The sequence below is a fragment of the Streptomyces sp. WAC00040 genome (genome assembly GCF_056835925.1).
In genome coordinates this window covers 557604-579212 of the sequence record NZ_JAKQZE010000001.1, presented here as the reverse complement: position 1 = coordinate 579212, position 21609 = coordinate 557604, and the positions used below count along the sequence as shown (strand labels likewise).

Annotated in this window: 22 protein-coding genes and 2 pseudogenes; 9 read left to right on the top strand and 15 right to left on the bottom strand. The window is 69.7% G+C overall.

All coding sequences use genetic code 11. The annotated features are described in order from the left end of the window. Positions 1–167: 167 nt before the first annotated feature. Positions 168–1076 (bottom strand): LysR family transcriptional regulator, encoded by a 909-nt coding sequence (locus tag MDN94_RS02620; protein WP_482724369.1) that lies wholly within the window; start codon positions 1074–1076, stop codon positions 168–170. 110 nt (positions 1077–1186) lie between these two features. Here MDN94_RS02620 and MDN94_RS02615 point away from each other — a divergent pair, with 110 nt between their 5' ends. The 3 genes from MDN94_RS02615 to MDN94_RS02605 are packed head-to-tail and all read left to right on the top strand — an operon-like array spanning position 1187 to position 4014. Beyond that, complete coding sequence (locus MDN94_RS02615) at positions 1187–2095, top strand: EamA family transporter (protein WP_482724368.1); 909 nt, start codon at positions 1187–1189, stop codon at positions 2093–2095. Between the two features lie 43 nt (positions 2096–2138). Further along, positions 2139–2840 carry an LppU/SCO3897 family protein gene (locus MDN94_RS02610; protein WP_482724367.1) on the top strand — a complete coding sequence of 234 codons (702 nt, stop codon included), beginning with the start codon at positions 2139–2141 and terminating at the stop codon, positions 2838–2840. Positions 2841–2844: 4 nt separating this feature from the next. Then, complete coding sequence (locus MDN94_RS02605) at positions 2845–4014, top strand: DUF1266 domain-containing protein (RefSeq protein WP_482724366.1); 1170 nt, start codon at positions 2845–2847, stop codon at positions 4012–4014. Here the strand turns inward: MDN94_RS02605 and MDN94_RS02600 are convergent. The 6 genes from MDN94_RS02600 to MDN94_RS02575 all read right to left on the bottom strand — a co-directional run bounded on the left by MDN94_RS02600 (position 3995) and on the right by MDN94_RS02575 (position 9672). After that, a complete protein-coding gene (locus MDN94_RS02600; RefSeq protein ID WP_482724365.1) occupies positions 3995–4603 on the bottom strand; it encodes a DUF6058 family natural product biosynthesis protein in 609 nt (202 codons plus the stop codon). The two genes, MDN94_RS02605 and MDN94_RS02600, sit on opposite strands and share 20 nt — an antisense overlap. Positions 4604–4737: 134 nt before the next feature. Then, positions 4738–5514 (bottom strand): sugar phosphate isomerase/epimerase family protein, encoded by a 777-nt coding sequence (locus MDN94_RS02595; protein ID WP_482724364.1) that lies wholly within the window; start codon positions 5512–5514, stop codon positions 4738–4740. Further along, positions 5511–6446, bottom strand: coding sequence for a bifunctional helix-turn-helix transcriptional regulator/GNAT family N-acetyltransferase (locus tag MDN94_RS02590; protein WP_482724363.1), 936 nt, complete (start codon positions 6444–6446; stop codon positions 5511–5513). The genes MDN94_RS02595 and MDN94_RS02590 overlap by 4 nt, the downstream gene beginning before the upstream one ends. A gap of 35 nt (positions 6447–6481) precedes the next feature. Then, positions 6482–7810, bottom strand: a complete 1329-nt coding sequence (locus tag MDN94_RS02585; RefSeq protein WP_482724362.1) for an ion channel protein — start codon at positions 7808–7810, stop codon at positions 6482–6484. Between the two features lie 87 nt (positions 7811–7897). Continuing rightward, positions 7898–8350, bottom strand: coding sequence for a DUF7144 family membrane protein (locus MDN94_RS02580; protein ID WP_482724361.1), 453 nt, complete (start codon positions 8348–8350; stop codon positions 7898–7900). A gap of 251 nt (positions 8351–8601) precedes the next feature. Then, the gene (locus MDN94_RS02575; protein WP_482724360.1) at positions 8602–9672 is read right to left on the bottom strand and encodes a LacI family DNA-binding transcriptional regulator; all 1071 of its coding nucleotides are present in this window, start codon (positions 9670–9672) and stop codon (positions 8602–8604) included. A 138-nt stretch (positions 9673–9810) separates the two neighbouring features. Here MDN94_RS02575 and MDN94_RS02570 point away from each other — a divergent pair, with 138 nt between their 5' ends. The 3 genes from MDN94_RS02570 to MDN94_RS02560 are packed head-to-tail and all read left to right on the top strand — an operon-like array spanning position 9811 to position 12952. Beyond that, entirely contained in the window at positions 9811–10962 is a 1152-nt protein-coding gene (locus MDN94_RS02570) for a Gfo/Idh/MocA family protein (RefSeq protein WP_482724359.1), read from the top strand. Next, entirely contained in the window at positions 10959–12125 is a 1167-nt protein-coding gene (locus tag MDN94_RS02565) for a dihydrodipicolinate synthase family protein (RefSeq protein ID WP_482724358.1), read from the top strand. Before MDN94_RS02570 ends, MDN94_RS02565 begins: the two co-directional genes overlap by 4 nt. Beyond that, positions 12122–12952 carry a sugar phosphate isomerase/epimerase family protein gene (locus MDN94_RS02560; RefSeq protein WP_482724357.1) on the top strand — a complete coding sequence of 277 codons (831 nt, stop codon included), beginning with the start codon at positions 12122–12124 and terminating at the stop codon, positions 12950–12952. Before MDN94_RS02565 ends, MDN94_RS02560 begins: the two co-directional genes overlap by 4 nt. A 56-nt stretch (positions 12953–13008) precedes the next feature. Here the strand turns inward: MDN94_RS02560 and MDN94_RS02555 are convergent, their stop codons facing one another. The 8 genes and pseudogenes from MDN94_RS02555 to MDN94_RS02520 all read right to left on the bottom strand — a co-directional run bounded on the left by MDN94_RS02555 (position 13009) and on the right by MDN94_RS02520 (position 18985). Then, positions 13009–13536, bottom strand: coding sequence for a hypothetical protein (locus MDN94_RS02555; RefSeq protein WP_482724356.1), 528 nt, complete (start codon positions 13534–13536; stop codon positions 13009–13011). Positions 13537–13569: 33 nt separating this feature from the next. Next, the gene (locus MDN94_RS02550) at positions 13570–13722 is read right to left on the bottom strand and encodes a hypothetical protein (protein WP_482724355.1); all 153 of its coding nucleotides are present in this window, start codon (positions 13720–13722) and stop codon (positions 13570–13572) included. A 443-nt stretch (positions 13723–14165) separates the two neighbouring features. Next, positions 14166–14801, bottom strand: coding sequence for a hypothetical protein (locus MDN94_RS02545; protein ID WP_482724354.1), 636 nt, complete (start codon positions 14799–14801; stop codon positions 14166–14168). 358 nt (positions 14802–15159) lie between these two features. Further along, positions 15160–15699: pseudogene (locus MDN94_RS02540) on the bottom strand (RHS repeat-associated core domain-containing protein); the annotation flags it as partial. Next, on the bottom strand, positions 15686–16549 hold the full coding sequence (locus tag MDN94_RS02535; protein WP_482726982.1) for a DUF6531 domain-containing protein: 864 nt from the start codon (positions 16547–16549) through the stop codon (positions 15686–15688). The gene MDN94_RS02535 and the pseudogene MDN94_RS02540, both read right to left, overlap by 14 nt. 537 nt (positions 16550–17086) lie before the next feature. Then, positions 17087–17808 (bottom strand): annotated as a pseudogene (locus tag MDN94_RS02530) (putative T7SS-secreted protein); the annotation flags it as partial. Then, a complete protein-coding gene (locus MDN94_RS02525) occupies positions 17808–18455 on the bottom strand; it encodes a hypothetical protein (protein ID WP_482724353.1) in 648 nt (215 codons plus the stop codon). The gene MDN94_RS02525 and the pseudogene MDN94_RS02530, both read right to left, overlap by 1 nt. Beyond that, entirely contained in the window at positions 18452–18985 is a 534-nt protein-coding gene (locus MDN94_RS02520; RefSeq protein ID WP_482724352.1) for an SseB family protein, read from the bottom strand. Before MDN94_RS02520 ends, MDN94_RS02525 begins: the two co-directional genes overlap by 4 nt. Before the next feature lie 463 nt (positions 18986–19448). On the opposite strand from MDN94_RS02520, the gene MDN94_RS02515 reads away from it, so the two are divergent. From MDN94_RS02515 to MDN94_RS02505, 3 genes are all read left to right on the top strand, one after another. Continuing rightward, positions 19449–20078, top strand: coding sequence for a hypothetical protein (locus MDN94_RS02515; RefSeq protein WP_482724351.1), 630 nt, complete (start codon positions 19449–19451; stop codon positions 20076–20078). Between the two features lie 108 nt (positions 20079–20186). Continuing rightward, complete coding sequence (locus tag MDN94_RS02510; RefSeq protein ID WP_482724350.1) at positions 20187–20705, top strand: SigE family RNA polymerase sigma factor; 519 nt, start codon at positions 20187–20189, stop codon at positions 20703–20705. Beyond that, positions 20702–21382: a hypothetical protein gene (locus MDN94_RS02505; RefSeq protein ID WP_482724349.1), complete on the top strand. Its 681-nt coding sequence runs from the start codon at positions 20702–20704 to the stop codon at positions 21380–21382. Before MDN94_RS02510 ends, MDN94_RS02505 begins: the two co-directional genes overlap by 4 nt. Positions 21383–21609: the final 227 nt, after the last annotated feature.

Here is a 21609-nt window from a genome sequence, read left to right as displayed (position 1 = left end):
CCTTCCGGCCTTGCTCTACATGGTTGTGGCACAAGGGGAGTTGAAGGAAACTGCCAAGGGGACACGGATATCCGGAAACTAACTGCCAGGTCAAGGCCCCGCGCACAACCGTCACCGGACCGGCGGCCGACGGCCCGCGCCGGAACGGCCCGCCCGGACGGGGGCGGTCAGCGCGCGGAGACCTCCGGCCACAGCTTCTTCAGCGTCCGCACCGTCTCCGTGATGGCGGGCCGCCTCGCCGCCCCCGTACGCCACAGGGCGTGCAGCCGCCGCGTCGGCACCGGGGCCAGCCGTACCGCTGCCACCTGGGGCGGCAGCACCCCGCGGCCCAGCCGGGGCACCAGCGCGATGCCGAGTCCGGCGGCCACCAGGGCGACCTGGGTGTGGTTCTCCTCCGCCTGATGGGCGATCAGCGGCTCGCAGCCGGCCGCCCGCAGGGTCCGCAGCAGCCAGTCGTGGCAGACCGTGCCGGGCGGCTGGGTGATCCAGCGCTCGTCCTTGAGGTCCTCGCGCCGCACGGAGTCGGCAGCGGCCAGGGCGTGGCCGGCCGGGACCAGCACGTCGCACATGTCGTCGCCGATGACGGCCTGCTCGACTCCCGGCGGCGTCGGCAGCGGTGCGATGTCCCAGTCGTGCGCCACGGCCAGGTCGATCGCGCCGCGGGCGACGAGGTCGACGGACAGATGCGGGTCCACCTCGTGGAGCCGGGCGTCGAGGCCGGGATGGCGGCGGGCGAGGTCGGCGAGCACGTACGGCATCAGTCCGCGGGAGGCGCTGGCGAAGCAGGCGATCGTCAGCCGCCCGGCCGGCGCGCCGCGCCGCTCCTCGAGACGCACCTCGGCCTCTTCGACGAGGGACAGCAACTGCTGTGCGGTCGCTGCCAGTTGTGTGGCCTCGTCGGTCAGTCGGACGCCACGGCCCTCGCGTTCGAGGAGCGTCGTGCGGGTCTCCCGCTCGAGTTTGGCGATCTGCTGGGAGACCGCGGACGGCGTGTAGCCGAGCGCGGCCGCAGCGGCGCCCACCGTGCCGTGGACGGACACGGCGTGCAGGGCGCGCAGCCGGCCGAGGTCGAGCATGTCTCTCCCCACTCACGCTTTCATCGACGGCAATCATCAGCAGCGCTTCATCCAACCATGAAGAAATCCACGCTGGTGCTACATGGTCCCCTGCCGGGATGCTCCCTGTCATGCGCCCCGCCCACATCGCCCTCGCCGCACTGGTCGCCGCTGTCTGGGGAGTCAACTTCGTCGTCGTCGAGATCGGCCTGGACCACTTCCCGCCGCTGCTCTTCTCCGCCCTGCGGTTCCTGGCCGCGGCGCTGCCCGCGGTCTTCTTCGTCGGCCGGCCGAAGGTCGCCTGGAAGTGGATCGTCGCGGTCGGCCTGGTCCTGGGCGTCGCCAAGTTCGGCCTGCTGTTCACGGGCATGGACCTGGGGGCGCCCGCCGGACTCTCGTCCCTGGTCCTCCAGGTCCAGGCGGTCTTCACCGCCGTGTTCGCCTTCGCCGCACTCGACGAGCGGCCGGGGCGGATACGGATCGTCGGGATGGCCGTGGCCCTGGCGGGCATCGCGGTCGCCGCCGTCGACGAGGGCGCCTCCGGCCCGCTGTCCGGATTCCTCCTGGTCGTCGCCGCAGCCGCCTGCTGGGGCGTCTCCAACGTCCTGACCCGCAAGGCGGCGCCGCCCGACGCGCTGAACTTCATGGTGTGGGTCAGCACCGTCCCCGTCCTGCCCCTGCTCGGCCTCTCCTTTCTCCTGGAGGGCGCCGACCGCGATCTGGCCGCGCTGCGCTCACTGGACCGGACGGGCGCCGGAGTCGTCCTCTACGTCGCCTGGGTGACCACGATCTTCGGCTTCGGCGCGTGGGGCCTGCTGCTCCGCCGCCACCCGGCTTCCTCCGTGGCCCCGTTCTCCCTCCTCGTACCCGTCTTCGGGATGTCCTCCGCGTACCTCTTCCTCGACGAGCCGGTCGACCCCCTGCGCTGGTGCGCGGCGGCCCTGCTGGTCGGCGGCGTCGCGCTGACGTCCCTGCCGGGCCGTCGGCAGGCAAGGCCCGCACCGGAGTCCCGAGAACCGCTTACTGCCGCTCGAACCTGACGTTCTAGGGTGATCCTTCCGATCGACCACGGGGGGATCACCCATGTCCACGCCGCCTTACGGTCCGGGGCAGGCCGGGTACGACGCCACGACGCAACAGCACCTGTACCAGGCGCACACAGGGGCGGGGCCAGGGGGCGCCGTGCCCTGCCAGGTGTGCGGCTCGCTGCCCGCCGTCCACGCGGTGATCCGCGGCCATCAAGGCATGTTCCTCGTCATGCGTTCCCAAAAGCGCGAGGGGTTCTTCTGCCGCTCGTGCGGAACATCGCTGCACCGCCGGATGACCACGGACACGCTGTGGCAGGGCTGGTGGGGCGTGATGTCGCTCTTCATCACGCCGGTCACGGTCCTGATGAACCTCGGCCCGCGCTCCCGGTTCCGCGGGCTCGCCGCTCCGTACGGCGGCTGGCGGCCACCGCTCGACCCGGGAAGGCGGGTGCTGGCACGTCCTCCCGTCCTGCTCGTCCTCACACCGATCGTGCTGATGGTGATCGTGCTGGCGACAGGCATCATGACGGCGGCGTTCGACAGCGGCCCCGCGGCGGCCTCCGTCCGTGTCGGTGACTGCGTGAAGAACCACAGCACCTGGCCCGACCAGGACATCCGGCGGGTGGACTGCGGTTCGCACCTGGCGGAGTACCGCACTGCGCGGGTGGCCGACTGCGACGGCGACGAACTGCTGATGCGCCTCGAGTACGCGGCCGACGCGGAGGCCATGTGCCTCAAGCCGCTGGGGAGAGGGTGAACGCGTGACCGCCGCCGGGATGCCGTACGGATGGCAGGCGCCGACCGAGGTGGAACACCGGCTCCATGAGGCGAAGACGCGGGGTGACTGGGCATCATTCTTCGACATGCTGTCCGGAACGTACCTCTACTACCCGGTCGGACGGGCGGACGCCGAAGCGGGCACGGGAACGCAGTACTCCTACCGGAGTCCCGTGACAGGCACCTGGTGCTACGCCTTCTACACCGAGGGCGCCCTGCCGCTGCCCCAGCCCGACCCGGTCTTCAACCGCACGTCGTTCAAGAGTGTCGTACGGACCTGGGGAGACGACCCCACCTGGCTCGCGGTCAACCCCGGCACGCCCGGCGAGGCGTACTTCCCGGCGAACCCGCAGACCCTCCACCTGTGGCGGCAGCACGCGGAACGGGTCACCCCGCGGAAGAAGGGCCTGCTGCGCACCCTGCGGGTGGGCGGGCCGACCCGGGGCCCGGTGGCCAGAGGCCTCGCGTGCGGCGCTCAGCTCGCCGTGCACAGGGGCGACCTGTGGAACGCCCCGGCCTCGCACCTCGAAGGATTCCGGCAGATGCGCGAGACGCTGGACGAGTCGTGGGACATCCGCGGCGCCGACGACTGGCACCGCACCCAGGAGGACCTGCTGCAGGGCCGGTACGTGAGCCCCGTCTGGGAGTTCGCCCTCTCCGTACGCCGCGCGATGGCGTGTGAGGACGGAGACACCGTCGATCCCGTGCGGTGGGGGGAGGCGGCGGCGCACGTCATGCGCCGCCACGCGGAGCCGGAGACGGTCGCCGAGGCGGACATCCACGCAGTCCAGCAGCTGATCGGGCGCATCACCCGCTACGAGGCGCGCTTCCGCGCCGACGGGCTCCTGTCCGAGGGCCGCTGCGTGATGTCGGTCCTCTCCTGGGACTTCGGCAGGGCGGCCAACATGGCGCGCTGGGGCCTGGCCGCCCGGTACTGCGATCCGGCGAGGGCGGAAAGCGCCGTGGTCCGTGCCGGTGAGGCGAGCGCGACGGTGTACCGGTCCTGGGAGGAATTCGGAGCCGGTTATGCGCTCGGCAGGTGCCTCCACTTCGACGAGGAGGAGTTCGGCCCCTGGTACACGGAGGTCGTCGACATCCACAAGACGCTCACCACCGACCCGGAAAGCCCCTGGCTCACCGTTCCCTGGCAGTAGCCGGATCCTGCGGGAAGCGGGCGCGCATCGCGTCGATGCAGAGGTCGCGGGAGGTCGGACCACCGAAACGGAGCCGGTCGTACGGGGTGAACGCCGGCTCCAGCGCGTCCAGTTCGTCGATCGCCGCATGCAGCCTCGCCGACCACCGAGGCGTGCCGGCGTCCGGGTCGTGCGGTGCCGCGGTGATCTCGGCGGTCAGCCGCTCCTTGCGCTGTATCGATGCCGGGGTGACGGAGTGCAGGCACACGTATTGGCCGCTCAGGTACGCCTCCCACTCCTGACGCCCCGCCGCCGGGTCGGCCCAGTGTGCGACGAACCAGGCTTCCAGGTTCTCCGGACCGCCGGCCGCCTCCACCGGTGCGAAGAGGTCGTGCGGGACCATCTGGGCGCCGTCGGAGCGCAGATAGCCGGGCAGCGGCAGCAGCCCGGCCAGCATCATCAGCCGTACGGCGCCCGGGTCGCGGTCGGAAACCAGGCACAGGTCGTCCAGTACGGCGAACTGCGCGGTCACATAGGCGTCGTCCGCGGGTGACATCGGATGGTCGCCGTTGACCTCGCGGAAACGCGCCGCGATCTCGCGCTCGTACATGGGAGTCGCTCCTTCGTGAGTCGGTCCCCTGCACGCTAGAGGCGGAAACGTGGTGGCGGCGCCGCGCCCGCCCCCCCCGCCCGCAGAAGGCTCGGAGCAGGCGGCCCGGAAACCGGCCGCTCGGAGCCGGCCCCTCAGAGCAGCGAGAGCAGATGCTCCCTGCCCTCGGTGAGCAGCCCCGGCAGCTCCGCGGCGGTCGGGTACCACCGCTTCTCGTACTCCCAGCACACCCAGCCGCCCGGGTCCGCGAGCGCGAGGCACTGCGCGAGCGGCAGCACGCCCTGGCCCAGGGGCAGCGGCGTCAGGTCCTCGCGTGAGGCCACGTCCTTCACCTGCACGTATCCGAGGAAGGGGCTCAGCGCCGCGTGGGTCGCCTCCGGCGCTTCACCACCCAGCCAGGGGTGCATCACGTCCCACAGGGCCCCGGCGTGCTTGTGGCCGACCAGACCCAGCACCCGGGTGACATCGGCGCCCGTGCGGTGCGAGTCGTGCGTCTCCAGCAGGATGCGCACGCCGAGGTCGGCGGCGGTCTCCGCAGCGGCGGCGAGCCGGCGGGCAGCGATCGCGTCGGCCTGCTCCGGGTCCTGGTCGCCGCCGCCGGGGAACACCCGCACGAACGGCGCCCCGAGGTCCTTGGCCAGCCGGCCGAGCTCCTCCATCTCCTTGATCACGGGCTTGTCGTCACCCGGCGCGGCGATCCGCGCGTAGCCGGCGACGGTGAGGATCTCGACGCCCGCGCGCTCGAACTCCCTGACCGCCTCCGCCCGTTCGGTCGTGCCGATGCCGGGGTGCACCGGTTCCTCCGGATGGGCGCGCAGTTCCACTCCCTGGTATCCGCTGTCGGCGGCGAGCCTGGCCACCTCCGTCAGCGGCCTGCCCGGCACGCCGAGGGTCGAGAAGGCGAACTTCATCGATCCGTTCCTTCCTGAAGTGACAGCCGCCAGTCCTGGCCGACCAGATCCGCTCCGTACGAGCGGTGCGGCTTCTCGGCGACGAGGGTGAACCCGGCGCGCTGGTAGATCCGGCGGGCCGCGGTCAGTACGTCGTTGGTCCACAACACCATGTCCCGGTACCCGGCATCGCGCGCGAAATCCACTGCGGCGCGCACCAGTCGGTCGCCGAGGCCGTGCCCGCGTGCCTCGGGCTCGACGAGCAGCAGCCGCAGCCGGGCCGTGTCAGGGGCGCCGTCCCGTACGCACATCACCGAGCCGACCGGACGCCCGTCCGTCTCGGCGATCCACACCCGCTCCAGCCGGGGGTCGTGCTCCTGCGCGAAATCGGAGACGATCCGGGCCACCAGGCCCTCGAAGCCGGCGTCCCACCCGTATTCGGCGGCATACAGCGCGCCGTGCCGCTGGACGATCCACCCCAGGTCACCGGGGCCGGGATCCCGCAGGACCGGCTCGGCGGCGGAGCCGGGCCTCGCCTGCGACAGCAGCTCCCGTACGGTGCCAAGCGCCTGCGCGAGCCGGTCCCGGTCCTGCTCCGGCACGTCGGCGACCAGCGCGCCGACGGCTTGCCGGGACCGTTCGTCGAGCAGCGCGGCGGCCTTCCTGCCGCGGTCGGTGAGTGTGATCCGCTGGCGTCGCGGGTCCCGCTCGGAGGGTCCGCGGGCGACGAGTCCGTCGCGCTCGAATTTCGCCAGCAGCCGGCTCAGGTACCCGGCGTCGATCGACAGTTCGCCGCGCAGATCGGCGGCGTCGGTCCGGGGGCTGTGCGCCAGCTCGTACAGGACACGCGACTCGGTGAGCGTGTACGGCGTGTACAGATGCTTGCCGTAGTCGAGCGCGCCGATGAGGTTCGTGTAGAAGCGGTTGAACGCGCGGATCTCTTGTATCGGCATGATCGGCTCCGAGGTCAGCATTGACTCGGTCAACGCTATGCCCGCCCTGCCTGCCCCGGCAATGCCCCGGCCGGCTCCGCCGTGCCCCGGATCTGCATCTCCGGGCGGCCGGTGACGATCAGCCACGCGGGAAGGATCGCCACACACAGCAGGGGCAGCAGGCGTGGGTCGGCGACGAGGACGGTGGCCATGAACAGGCTCAGCCAGCCCTGCCGGGTCACGGCGACCAGCACACCGAGCACGGCGGCTCCCGTCGCCAGTGCCATCGGCACCGCATCGACAAGGGCGTGGGCGAGCATCCCGAGAGCCACGCCCACGAACACCGCGGGGAAGATCCGTCCGCCCTGGAAGCCGCACGAGGCGGCGACGACGAGCGCGGCCAGCTTCACCAGGGCGAGCAGCGCCAGGTTCGCCGCCCCGTGCTCCTCCGGGTGAGCAGTGAGTTCCCGCATCTCCTCCAGGCCCTTGAAGAGGGTCAGCTGCCCGCCGAGGACGCCCAGCGCGCCGAGCACCAGACCGCCCGCGGTCAGCATCAGGAGAGGGTGCCCAAGTCGATGGAACAGGCGGTGGACGTGAGGGAAGACGTACACGGCGGCCATAGCGACGACGGCGGCGGCCGCGGCGACCGCCATGGCGGACACCGCGTCGATCAGCCGGGGCCCGGGGTAGGGGTCGACACTGACGGTCAGCATCGGTTCCCCGATCAGCACGGTGGTCAGTGCCCCGGCCCCGGCGGCGACCAGCGGCGCGAAAAGCCGGTCCCACAAGGGCCGTGGATCGGGCCCGGCCTGGATCTCGGAGAGGATGAGGGCGGCCGCGACCGGTGTGCCGAACAGTGCGCCCACGGTGCCGGCGGCCGCGAGCGACACCCAGACGGCGGCGGGGATGCGGGGCATGGCCTTCATCCCCAGCGCACAGGCGAGTGCGACGTTGACCGAGGTGATCGGGTTCTCCGGACCGAGACTCACCCCGCCGGCCAGGGTCACGACGACGGCGAGCAGCAGCCCGGGCAGGACCCGCACCGGCAGCGGCGGGTCGACCAGACCGCGCGTGGCCGGGTCCGGGCCGGTACGGCCGGGGAACTTCCAGACGAGCAGGCCCGTGGCCAGACCGGCCGTGGTGAGCACGGCGAGGGTCCAGCCCGCGGACGTGCCGGAGAAGCCCCACCGTCCCGGCACGATGTCCCACAGCCAGTGCTGGAGCTCTTCGGCGAGTTCGCTCACCCCGATCAGCACGAGGCTGGACGCGACCCCGATGAGCAGCGCCGGCAGGACGAGGGGGAGGAGGACGCGGGCCTGCGGCCGGGGGACACCGGACCCGGAACGACCGGCTGCGGTACCCCCCGGCGATGCGTCGCGCGTCATGTTTCCTCCCCCGCGACGGTGGACGGAAGGCCCCGGGCCGGGCTGCGTTCCCGCAGCTTCCCGGTGTCACCGCAGGTCGCGGTGGTTTCAGTGCGCGGTCGTGCGGTCGTGATCCGACCCGCGTCCGTGATAGGAGGTCAGGGACCAGATGACGAACACGGCGATCGCGATGGAGACCACCGCCCAGATCGGCTGGTAGGGCAGCCACATGAACTGAAGGACGACGACCAGCGCGGCCAGCCCCACACCGAGGCCCCGCGCCCAGGCGGCTCCCTGGAGGATGCCCCCGCCGGTGACCGCCACCAGGATGCCGAGGATCAGATGGATCCAGCCCCAAGTGGTGAGGTTGAACTTGAAGACGTAGTCGCCGACTTGCGTGTACACGTCGTCCTCGGCGATCGCGGCGATCCCGGACAGGATGCCGAAGACGCCTTCCACCAGCATCAGGACACCGGCGAACACCGTGCCGCCGGCGGCCCAGGCGGCCCCGCCGCCTGTACCGGGCGAGGCGGTTCGGGTGCTTCGAGTACTACTGGACATGCTCGTTCTCCGTCCTCAGGGGCAGGAAACCTCAGCGTCTGGCCGTGCCTGCCGGGCGGCGAGCGGGTGTGGGCCGTTCGGGTGACGGGGGGCGGCCCGGCGGCACGGCGGGGCCGCTGACGGCCCCGCGCCGGGGCGGCCGGGCGCGGCACGCCCCCGGCTTCCGGTGACCGAGAGCCGTGGGGACGGGGCCGCCGGGTCACGTCGGTGCCGCCACCCGTGCCTTCACGCCGGTGCCGTCCCCCCTGCCGTCACGCCCGTGGTGGCGCCGTCGAGTCCCGGGCCATCAGCTCCGCCGCGATCGAGGCGATGCCTCCGGGCGGCGGCGCCTCGTTGCCCATGGCCAGCCGGCCGGCGCGGGCCCCGGCCTCGAAGAGCGGGAGCCGGACGGTCGTGAGCGCCGGCACCGCGTCCACGGAGAAGGGCAGGTCGTCGAAGCCCGCGACCGAGATGTCGTGGGGGATCCGCAGGCCCTGGTCCCGCAGCGCCGCGCACGCGCCCAGCGCGACGGTGTCGTTCGCGGCGACGATCGCCGTCAGTTCCGGGTCCCTGCGCAGCAGTTCGAGGGTCGCGTCGTAGCCGGACCTGCGGTCGTACGGACCGTGCACCGTGAGCCGTGCCTGCTCCGCCGTGTCCCCGCCCAGCCCGGCGGCGGCCATCGCCGCGCGGTGGCCCTCGAGCCGGTGGCGGGTCGTGGTGCGTTCCACGGGCCCGGCGACGTACCCGATGCGGCGGTGGCCGAGCGTGAGCAGGTGCTCTGTGAGCCGCCGTCCGCCGCCGCGGTTGTCGAAGGCGAGCGAGGCGACGACGGCGTCGCTGCCGGGCAGCGGCGGGCGGCCGCACAGTACGACCGTGGTCCCGGCGTCCGCGAGCCTGCTGAGTTTCGTGGTCATGGCGGCGATGTGGTCGGGGTCCTCCAGCGCGCCGCCGGTGAGGATCACGGCAGCCGCGCGCTGGCGCTGGAGCAGGGTGAGATAGGTCAGTTCACGTTCGGGGGAGCCGCCGGTGTTGCAGACGACGGCGAGCTTCTCGCCGCCCGCCCGGCCCGTACCCTCCTGCCCGCCGATCTCTGTCTGCGCCGCTCCGGCCATGATCCCGAAGAAGGGGTCGGCGATGTCGTTGACGAGGATGCCGACGAGGTCGGACGTGGCGGCGGCGAGTGAGCTCGCCGGGCCGTTGAGGACGTAGTCGAGCTCGTCCACCGCTCGCAGCACGCGCTCCCGCGTCGACGCGGCGACCGGGTAGTTGCCGTTCAGTACGCGGGAGACGGTCGCCGGGGACACCCGGGCGCGGGCCGCCACATCCGCCAGGGTGACTGTCATCGCTTTCCTCCGCGTGAGATGGAGCGTCCCCTTGTCCGGGCCGCTGTCGGCAGGCTAGCTTCATATCGCGTAGAAAGCGCTTGCTGCGCGCATGTCGAGGCAACTCGGAAGAACCGAGATGAAAGACGGAGGCACTTCGTGACACGCAGAACAGTGCGGATCGCCATGAACGGCGTCACAGGGCGGATGGGCTACCGCCAGCACCTGGTGCGCTCCGTCTTGGCGATCCGTGAACAGGGCGGTCTCGACCTCGGCGACGGCGAGGTGCTCTGGCCGGAGCCGGTGCTGGTCGGCCGGCGCGAGCACGCGCTGCGCGAGATCGCGGAACGGCACGGCATCACCGAGGTCTCGACCGACCTCGACGCCGTCCTCGCGGACGAGAGCATCGACATCTACTGCGACGCGCAGGTCACCTCCGCCCGCGTCGGGGCGCTGAAGAAGGCGATCGCGGCCGGCAAGCACCTCTACACCGAGAAGCCGACCGCCACCGACCTGGCCGGCGCGCTGGAACTCGCCCGCCTGGCCGGGGACCGGGGAATCAAGCACGGCGTCGTCCAGGACAAGATCTTCCTGCCGGGCCTGCTGAAGCTGAAGCGCCTCGTCGACGGCGGCTTCTTCGGGCGGATCCTGTCCGTGCGGGGCGAGTTCGGCTACTGGGTCTTCGAGGGCGACTGGCAGGAGGCACAGCGCCCCAGCTGGAACTACCGGAGCGAGGACGGCGGCGGCATCACCGTCGACATGTTCCCGCACTGGGAGTACGTGCTGCACGAGTTGTTCGGCCGTGTCACCTCCGTCAGCGCACAGGTCGCGATCCACGTCCCGCAGCGCTGGGACGAGCAGGGCAAGCCCTACGCGGCGACCGCCGACGACGCCGCGTACGGCACCTTCCAGCTCGAGGGCGGCGCGATCACCCAGATCAACTCCTCCTGGGCGGTACGGGTCAACCGCGACGAACTCGTCGAGTTCCAGGTGGACGGCACCCACGGCTCCGCGGTCGCCGGACTGCGCAACTGCCGTGCCCAGCACCGCTCCGCCACCCCGAAGCCGGTGTGGAACCCGGACCTGCCGGTCACCGAGTCGTTCCGCGACCAGTGGCAGGAGATCCCGGACAACACCGACTTCGACAACGGCTTCAAGGCCCAGTGGGAGCTGTTCCTGCGCCACGTGGTCCTCGACGAGCCCTACCACTGGGACCTGATGGCCGGCGCGCGCGGCGTGCAGCTCGCCGAGCTGGGTCTGCGTTCGTCGGCGGAGGGCCGGCGGCTCGAGGTGCCGGAGCTGTCGCTGTGACGATCCGACTCCCGCGGGCGGACCGCTCCTTGACCGCGTACGAGCCGCGCACCGAACCTGTGGGCTTCACGACCTCGGCTCGGCTCACCTCCCGTACGGTCTTCTCCGCGGCCCATGTCGTGGCCGACCCGTACGCCGACGTCAGTCCCGACTCTCCCGCCGCCGTCGACTGGGACGCCACGCTCGCCTTCCGCCGCCACTTGTGGTCGCACGGGCTCGGCGTGGCGGAGGCGATGGACACCGCGCAGCGCGGGATGGGTCTCGACTGGGCGGGCGCGGCCGAGCTGATCCGGCGCTCGGCCGCAGAGGCGAAGGCGGTCGGCGGCAGGATCGCCTGCGGCGTCGGCACCGACCAGCTGATCGGGCCGGCGTCGCTCGCGTCGGTACGGTCGGCGTACGAGGAGCAGCTCGCCCTCGTCGAGTCCACGGGTGCGCAGGCGATCCTGATGTGCTCCCGGGCTCTGGCCGCGGAGGCGACGTCCGCCGAGGACTACCTCGATGTCTACGGCCACCTGCTGCGCCAGGCGTCGGAGCCGGTGATCCTCCACTGGCTCGGCCCGATGTTCGATCCGGCCCTGAAAGGCTACTGGGGCTCGTCCGACCTGGACGCGGCCACGGAGACCTTCCTCGAGGTCATCGCGGCCCACCCCGACAAGGTCGACGGCATCAAGATCTCGCTGCTGGACGCGCGGCGGGAGGTGGAACTGCGCCGACGCCTGCCACAGGGGGTGCGCTGCTACACCGGTGACGACTTCAACTACCCCGAACTGATCGCGGGGGAGGAGCCGGCGGCGGGAGGACGTTTCAGCCACGCCCTGCTCGGCATCTTCGACCCGCTGGGGCCGCTGGCGGCGGAGGCAGTACGGGTCCTGGACACCGGCGACACGGAGGGCTTCCGCAAGCTCCTCGACCCGACCGTGGAACTCTCCCGGCACTTGTTCCAGGCCCCGACGCGCTTCTACAAGACGGGCGTCGTGCTCCTCGCCTGGCTGGCCGGCCACCAGTCCCACTTCACGATGATCGGCGGACTCCAGTCGGCGCGCTCGCTGCCGCATCTGGCACGCGCGTACGAACTCGCTGACGGGCTCGGCCTGTTCCCCGGCCCGGCGCTGGCCGAGACCCGGATGAAGTCCCTGCTGAACGTCTACGGAGTCCCGCAGTGAATCCTCTCTCGCGTTTCAGCATCAACCAGATGACGGTCAAGCAGCTGACCGTGCCGGAGCTGACCGAGGCGTGCGTCCGGCTCGGCGTCCCGGCCGTGGGCCTGTGGCGCGAACCGGTCGCGGAGTACGGCCTCGACGCGACGGCGAAGCTCGTGCGGGACGCGGGCCTTTCGGTCACGTCCCTGTGCCGGGGTGGCTTCCTCACCGCGACCGAGGAGGCCGACCGGGCCCGCGCGCTGGACGACAACCGCGCCGCGATCGACGAGGCCGCGGCGCTGGGCACGGACACCCTGGTCATGGTCTCGGGCGGCCTCCCGCCGGGCAGCCGCGACCTGGTGGCGGCCCGGGAACGCATCGCGGACGCGCTGTCCGTGCTGGCCCCCTACGCCGGTGAACGCGGCGTCCGCCTCGCGATCGAGCCGCTCCACCCGATGTTCGCGTCCGACCGCTGCGTGGTCTCGACGCTGGACCAGGCCCTGGACCTGGCGGAACGCTTCCCGGCCGACCAGGTGGGCGTGGTCGTGGACACCTACCACATCTGGTGGGACGACCGGGCCCCGGCGGCGGTCGCCCGCGCGGGAGCAGCGGGCCGCATCCACTCCTTCCAACTTGCGGACTGGACGACCCCGTTGCCCGCCGGCGTCCTCAACGGCCGCGGCCAACTCGGCGACGGCGCGATCGACATGCGCGAGTGGCGCGAGCGGGTGGAGGCTGCCGGCTGGAGGGGCTTCATCGAGGTGGAGCTGTTCAACGACGGCTTGTGGGCGCGGGACGGGGTGGAGGTTCTGGAGGAGACGGCGGGGAGGTACGTGCGAGAGGCGTTCTGAGCACCGGCCGCGGGGGGTGCGGCCGGCACACTGCATTGGGTCGGCCCGGCCGCCTGCTACGGGAGTTCGGGGAGCAAGGGCAGCCACTCCGAGATGCCCTGCTGAATCGGATCGTCTTCATGCAGCAGATCCTGAATCACTGCCAACGGCGTCAGCATGTTCTTGATACGTCGCAGGTGAAGCATCTGTGGGCCCGGAGCGCGCCGATACTCCGCTGCCAATCGGAGGGCGTCTTCGCGCGTGAGGTCGAGATGCGTCTCCACGTATGCGCAGAGGTCGCCGATCTGTCGGGCTTCGTCCTCTTCGCTCTCCCCGAACTGTCGGATCATGTAGGCGCGGACAAGAGCCGATTCGGCCACCGCCTTCTTCGGATCCTCCGGAGTCGACGCGTACTTGCAGGCGATGGCAGTCAACGCCAGGTGTCCCCACCGGAGCTGGATTCCCTGGGGGTACGCATCGGATTGCATCCTACCGACGCCCAGTTCGCGCAACTGTTCCCAGTCCTGCGCCCCCTCAACAGCATCATCACCGCCCTGGACACGCCGCTCCAGTTCGTCCAGCGAGCAGCCTGAGAAGGCACTCACGAGCACTCCTTGACAATTCTCGGTCGACCAATGTCAGAAGACTTGAATTCCGGCCCGCTCAAAGGCTTCCTTTCCTACCTCAAGGCTTTCGAGTGACGGTTTGTAGTGACCGCTGTTGTTGTTGACTTCCATCCCGAAGTATGACCCGTTGCCGCCTGCAATTTCCGCTTCACCGGCTGCACGCACGGGGTCTCCATTGGTCAGAACGGGATGCTTGAGCTCAACGCCGCTGACCGGCTATCGGAGGTCGAAGAGGCGGCCGAGCGGTGCTGCGGCGGAATCGACCTCGCCCTTCATGAAGCCGGTCTTGAATCGCAGTTCCCTCCCGCCCAGGGTGGCAACTGCCACGTCGATCAACGGTCTCCACAGCCGTTCCGTCGCCTCGGGTAATTGTCGTGTGTCGAGGCGACCCCGATTGCCAGTTCGTCGGCCGGTCCTGCAATGCGCAGGGTCCGGCCGCCCGCGGGCCCGCCCGGCGAGGTGAAGCGAACCTCGACCGGGCCGGCGGGGAGCCATCTTCTGATGTGGCGGGCCAACTCCAGGATGTCAGCCGGTGCTTGCGCCGAAAAACCGGCTTCCATGACCATGTCGCCTTCCGCCACGTCCGCGATCTGTGCAACTGCTCCGAATCACGCCTCAAGGAGCGATGACTCCAGCAGATGCGCACACTTTCTGAAGTTCCGCTTGACTTCCTCGGGCGAGTTGGACGATGGCGTCAGAATTTGAGGCAGGAACGTGACACGCCACATCCTGAAGATTTCCAGGACTGCCCGTTCGCGGTGCGCCCCTACCAATGACGCGGCGAGTCCCACAATTCGGATGATGAGGTCCGACCCTGCCTCCATGTTGTGCGCTCTTTGTGATGCCGTTCCCACCAGCGCTTGCATGAAGTTGACCAGTTGGAGATCGGAGCCGAATCGCACCATCCTCTGTACGGAGGCGGGTTCATCGATTCGAGGCGAGAACTCTTCGATGCAGGCAGACCACAGAAGCAGGGACGGCGCTTGGATTTCATGCTGGCGATGCCAACCGAGCTCATCGAAAATCGCCATCGTCCCGGCGTGGAAGTCCCCGATTTCTCGAACACCGGTCAGGATTTGGTCCAGTACTCCACGGTGGCGCTCGACGAAGTCGCCCACGGAGACATCACGCAGGGGCACTCGGCCCGCATCGGCGACGGCCCCTATCTCGACGATTCCCCCCAAGGGCCCGAAAATTGCCCTCGCGAGCGACGTTTCAGACGACACAGACGACTCGCCTGCCATTTCTTCCTCCCGACATCTAAAAGAGATTCATGAAGTGCTGGACTATCGCCTCCCCCTGCGGGAGGGCCTTCAGGTGCTTGTTGAGAAGTGGCAGATCATCGACAGAGTCCACAAAGTACTCTGGCAGGTTGCCTGCCGGACCTTCATGGAGCCTTAGCCAGGGCTCGGCCTTATCTATGGGAACCTCAACCCTCACCACGGTTCCCGCCGGCCCGGCGTACTGGGTTGCCGCTCGGTTGAAGTCGTCCGTCAGATAAATCCCGGCGTTCGGGGTGTACGGGCGCTTCTCATTGATTTCCGGGTCCAGCGAGAATTCCTCACCCTTCCATTCTCGCGTGCCATGGTACAGAACCTTGTACGGAGACAGGCCGAGCGGGTCGATCTCCCGGAGAGGGTTCAGGACGTAGGTGTCCGGGTTCGGTGCTGGTGCAAGGCCAAGGGGATCAGGCGTGAGATAGCGCGCCGTGTGGGGGTCGTAGTGGCGATGGAAGTTGTAGTGCAGGCCCGTTTCCGGGTCGAAGTACTGGCCTGGGAACCGGAGAGGGGTGTACGCCGTGCTCGTTGTCTCCCACGCTGTCGAACCCCAGAGCAGACCGCGTGTCCTCCACGCCGGATCTCCCGACTCGTCGATCAGCGTGGTGGGAGTACCGACAAGGTCCGAGATGATGGCGAAGAAGCGCTCGTCGATTGTTGCCTGTGCGGCGAGCGATGCTGCCTGAGTTGCGTCCGTAGGGAGGATGCGTTCCGTCTGGGCAAGTGGACGCATACCATTGTGATCCCAGGTCAACGCCACCGGGTTGGGCTGTTCGTCTCTGCGACTGATTTGTTCGCACAGGGTCGAACCGTCCCAGATGAAGTCGACTCGCTCTAGGACCTTTCGATTGTCATCCGCGAGACGGGTATCGCGTGACCCCGCCCAAGGCGTCGATCCCGGCCACGACTTGGGACTTGTCATTGATCAGGTGACGCTCGGTGTGCCCCAGACCATTGGTGATGGTGGTCATGCGGAGCCCGGTTGCCGGATCGACGTCGTCCCAGGTGAACGTGCTTTTGAAATGTCCGCTTGTGCCCGACTGGTAGGTGCAGCGGTCCTGATCGTCGTAGACGTAGTCGAAGCGACTTCCGTTGGTGTCGGTCCACGAGGTGATGCGGCCGTGTTCGTCGCAGCCGAAGCGTAGAGGGCGGCCGCAGGAGCCGACCACCTCCGTGAGGAAGCCGTCGGTGTAGCCGTAACGCAGGATCTCCTGATCGGACCCGTCCAGGGCAGCGCCGGCGAGGTGAAGGGCGGTGACGCGGCCTTCACTGGTGGTGAGCTTCAGGTGATAGCCGCTGTGGTGGACGACCGAGGTCGGAGCGCCGGTCTCGTCGTGTTCGAAGGTGATCCAGCGGCCGTTGCGATCATCGATCTGGACCAGGAGCGCGAGCTCGTCGCTGTGATCGGTGAAGTGTCGGACCCGGCCAGTGGCAGGGTCCGTGATGGTGTAGCCGTCCGCGACCCGGCTCAACGGCCAGCGTCGGCCATGGGTGGGCATGACCGGGACACCGGGTGCCGGGTGAGGGTAGGCGAGCAGGCTGCCTTCGTCGCAGGTGAAGATCACACCCTCGGAGTCGATCTCCAGCCGCTGGTCCACCGTCGACGACCAGGTCGGACCAAACCACAGCCCCGAGCGGCGCGAGGAGTCGAAGGTACGCTGAAACACAAGCGGAAGCGAGGCGGGCAACGCGATGTCGGTCTGTGGCAGCAGCATGCGGCCTGTGGCGATGTCGACAGGGTCTTTCTTGCACGGGGTATCAGCAAATTGCTTGCTACTGCTGTCCGGATTCTGCTCGTAGTCCCCGCGCGTGCTGCCGGGTTTGTGGCCGTCGGGCAGGTGCCTCCCGGCGGTGACCAGGCCTTTGACGGCGCCTGCGCCTTTGGTGCCGAGGATTTCGGGGATGAGGCGGCCGATGAATTCTGACGGGTCGCCCTTGGCTGCTTCCCAGGCGTTCTTCAAAGCGCGGTCGGGGTTGGCGGCGGTGGAGGCGATGCCGGCGAGTGTGGTGTTGACGCCTTTCCAGTACTCGGCCGGGTGGGTGAGGTTGTACATGTCGAGCGGGTTGACCGAGCGGACGAAGTTGACGATGCCCGCTGTGCCTTTGACGACGCCGCCGGCCAGGTGCATGGATTCCACGCCCATGCCGAGGGCGTAGTCGGTGAACTCGGCCTGGAGTTTGTCCCGGCCGGTCGGTTCCTTCGGGGCGTGTGCCATGGCCGCTGTCACCGCGCTCTTGGCAGCCTCGGCTGCTTCGTTGCGGGCCTTGCGGGCGTCGGCGAGGATCTCCCGTGCGCGGGCCCGCTTTGCCTTGCCCGGGTCGGTGAACTCGCCCGGATGCGGCAGGTGTTGTCGCTGTTGCGCGCCGCGTCGTACGCCCTGCCCTTCTTGTTGTACGCCTCGACCGCGGCCTTGGAGTCGCTCTCACCCTCCTTGTAGAGGGCGATCGCCTCCTTCGCCTTGCCCTGCGCGCTGGTGATCGCCTTGGAGTAGGTTTCCAGGGCTTTGGCCGCGCTCTCGCATGCGTCCGCTGCGCGCAGCCAGTCCGTGGGAAGCGGCTCGAACTTCTCCCGGAAGGTGTTGGCCGCCTCGCCCTTCCAGTGGGCGGAGTCCATCTTCTTCAGCCCGCCGCCGACCAGGTCGAACGCCTTGTGGAAGTCCCGTAGGTTCTTCACCGAGTCGGCGATCTTCTCCGGCCGGCCGTGGATCAGCTCGTTCGCCTCCTCGGTCTGACCGAGCTGCTGCTCACCCACCTGCGCACCGAGCGACGAGGCGGTCTCGTCCCCCCAGTCCTCGACCGCCTCGGCCACACCGTCGTAGCCGTAGTGCCGCAGGCCCTGCCCGGCCTTGTCGGTCACATAGTCGACGCCCTCGCCCAGGACCTCCTTGCCCTTGTCGATCCCGGCGTCGACCGTGTCCACGACCTTGTCGGTCGCCTTGCCCGCAAGGTCACCGATGATCCCGAAGTCCCCCATCAGCGACTCTCCCCCCACCGCGGCTGCTCAGCCTGATCGACCGTCGCCTGATCAGGGTCCAGGTCCTCACGCAACTGCGCGTCCAGCCGCTCCCGCACCGCCGGATCCAAGATCCCCGCCCGCTCCATCGCGTCGTTCTGCGCATCCATCACGTCATACGTGGTGTTGGCCCACGTCTGCTTCACCTCGGCATGCGCCTTGGAGAACGACTCCTTGCTCCAATCCGCGTTGTCCCAGGCATGCTGGTCACGGATCGTGTCCCAACGCATCTGCTTGACCTCGTCCTCCGACAGATGCGGATTACCGTTCAGCGAGTTCACACCGATCTTCAGCGTGTCCTTGACGTACCGCTCCTGCTCCGCGAACGACCCCGCCGACAGCCCCAACGCCTGAGCAACCAGATTCCCCTTCAACGTGAGCGCCCGAACCCCCCACTCCCACCGGTTGCAGAACGTCTCGAACTCCGACGTCAAACCCCCATGACCCAACTCCAAGCCGGACAAGGCCAGATCAGAAAACCCCCGGCCCGTCGTCGCCTCCCCGATCATGCCGAGCTCCTTCAGCTCCGCATGCGCCAGATCGATACCACTCGCTATCTCCACCAAAGCCGACGGCGGCGCCGCAAGATCCGGCTGCTCCCCACTCACCGCGTCCCCCCGAGATCCACCACCGCCGCCTCGGGCACCACACCCTCCACCGGCGGAAACAACATGCCGTCCTCGCTACCCGCATCCAGCGCAACACCCGCCGGAGAGGGCAGCATCGGCACCATCACATCCAGCAACCGCGCACCGAGCACCGTTCGGTACTCCCACTCACGCTCCGCATCCTGCTGAGCGTGCGCGAACCGCGACAACGCCTCCTCGTCGGAGAACGCACAGATCCACCGCACCCCGTTGAAATCAGCCGTCCACAAACTCCCCTGCGCATCGAACGGCACCAACACCGCCGCACGCCGGAACTCACCCAGCAAACGCGCAAACCGACGCCGACCCGCCGCCACCTCATCCACCACCGGCGCAGACACAGCCGCCACCGGCCGCTCGGCAGACACAGCCACCGGCCCATCTGCGTGCTCGACCAGTTCCCCCTGGTCGGTCGGACCAGCCAACTCGGCCAACTCCGAAAGTCTGGAGAGGCGATCAGGCCCCGATATGCCATCCCCGTTGTCACTCACCCGCGGAATGCTGTCACGAGGAACTTTCCGCCCGCAATGAGGTACATCGCATGCGGTGGTGCAAAGGCGTCTCCACACCTGGGCGTTCATGTGGACAGGTGGCCGCTTCTGGCGGCCGCCACGAACGTCGACCAGCCGCCTGTCGAGGACACCACGGCGCGGATGAGCGGGGCGCCGCGTGCCAGTGGTGAGGCTACTGCCCTGACTCGGTCCGGAGGGCAAGCCCGGTTACGTCATCGGCGATGGCACCGGCCACGTGGAGCGGGTGACCGAGGGACGCCGTGAAGGGTAGGCGGTCCGGAGCGGCCGTGGTGACGTGTTCCGTGGCACTGGGCGCGCCCTGTGGCGCGCTCCGCGGGCCCGTTCGGAAAGAAGTCCTCCGACGCTGACATAGACGCGCGCGTCGTCCTCCGTCTGAGACATGAAGGCAACACCGACCACGTACACGACCAGCGGAGGACCGATGAAGACGAAGAGGCTCGTCATGGCAGGGGTCATGGCGATGGCTCTCGCGGGCGGCGCGGGGACGGCGCTCGCCCTGGGCGACGGCACGGCGCAGACCACCACGGCCACGGCCGACGGCACCGGCAGCGAGACGCCCGCCGCGGCCGCGACCGTGACCACCGCGGAGACCGTGACCACGGCCGGGACGGGCCCGCGCGTCGTGCAGCCGTACCAGCCCGTGGAGATGGGCCGGGGCGCGAAGATGGGGCTGCTCCCACAGGGCCGGCAGAACTATGTGGTGGCCTGGGAGGACTTCGAGGAGTCCGTCGAGCGGGCCAAGGCGTACGTCGGGGACAGCATCCGCCCGAACAGCCTCAGCGCCGGGTTGCAGACCGACGGGGACGACGCCCTGTTCACGGGCGCCTTCCGCACCGACACGATGCCCTCGCGCATCACCGTCCGCGTCGGCACCGGTCCCGAGCAGGCCGCGGGCATGCTGAGGCTTCCCGGTGAGCCGGGCTGGGGCACGTACTACCTCGACGCGGCGGGCGCCGGTGCGCCCGAGGAGACCGTCAAGGTGACCGCGTACGGGGCGGACGGTGCGGTGCTCGCCACCCTGTCGTTCGTGCCCTTCCCGGCCGGCAGTTGACGACGTTCCGCCCATAGGGCGGCCATGTCACGCTGTTGCGCCGGTAACGAGGGAGCGGCACAACAGCGTGGCGTGCGCCGCGCGCGGACGGCGAACACGAGGACTCGCTTGAAGACGAGCGCGGAGGCGGAGTTCCGGGCGTTCGTGGTCAGCCGCTGGCCACGCATGCTCCGTACCGCCCATCTGCTGACCGGACATCACCACGACGCGGAGGACCTGGTGCAGGCGGCCCTGGCCAAGGCCTATGTGAAGTGGGAACGCGTACAAGGGGCCGACGACCCGGACTCCTACGTGTGGCGCATCATGATCAACGCCAACGTGGACCGGCTGCGGCGCACCCGGCTGCGCGAGTGGCTCACCACCCGCTTCCCGGAGACCGCCGCCCCGGACCGGACCGACGCCGTGACACAGCGGGGGGCCGTGATGGAAGCGCTCGGCCAACTGCCGTCGAAGCAGCGGGCGGTGGTCGTACTGCGCTATCTGGAGGACCGCAGCGAGAGCGAGGTGGCCCGGCTGCTCGGCACCGGGATCGGTACGGTGCGCAGTCATACGGCACGCGCGCTGAAGAAGCTGCGCGAGCATCCGGGCATCGTCCCGGCGCACATGACGGGGGAGCGGCTGCCGTGAACGAGGACGACATGCGACTCGTCGACGCGCTGCGCCACGAGGCGGACGCCGTGCGCGTGGGCCCGGCGCCCGTGGACGAGGTGCTGCGCCGGGGAAGGGCGGCGCGGCGGCGCCGTACCGCAGCCGGCCTGGGCGCGGTCACTGTGCTCGCCGTCGGGCTCGCGCTCGTGCCCCTGACCGGTCGGTCCCCCCACCCGGCCCCGCCGCCGGCGACGGCCCCGCCGGTCACCGCCATGCCCTCGGGCATTCGTACGGTCCAGCCGTACGAACCGGTGGCCATCGGCCACGGCATCGGGATGGCACTGCTGCCGGACGGCCGGCAGAACTATGTCGTGGGCCCTGGCGACCTCACCGTCGCGATCGACGACGCCCGCTCCTACACCGGGGACAACATCCCCGACGACAGCCTCAGCTCCGGGAAGGACATCGGCACCGAACATGCCCTGTACCGGGGCGCGTTCCGCACCGACGCGGTCCCTTACCGGATCGAGGTCCGCCTCGACTCGGGCGCGCGGTTCGCGGCGTCCGTGCTCCGTCTCGAGGGCGACCCGGGCTGGGGAACGTACTACGCCTTCGGCGACCCGGCCCGGGGCCCCGAGGGGTGGACGGTCACCGCGTACGGGGCGGACGGCGAAGTGCTGGTGGAGCAGCACTTCGGAAATCCGGCAGCTCCCTGAAGGCCACCGCACCCGGGGCGAGCCGACGTGGCCGGAACCGATCCCGGGAACATGGCGGAAATTACTCCGCGCGATCATGCAACCATCTCTGCGTCACCGGAGTCGTATGTGTCGTCAAGGCTTCGGGGGTGGCGCATCCGGGGGGACGGCGCCGGGCCTTGGCGGGGGGAGCGTAAGGGGCCCGGTCGTCGACCGGGCCCCCTCTTCGTGGCGGGCGGGGCGCGGCG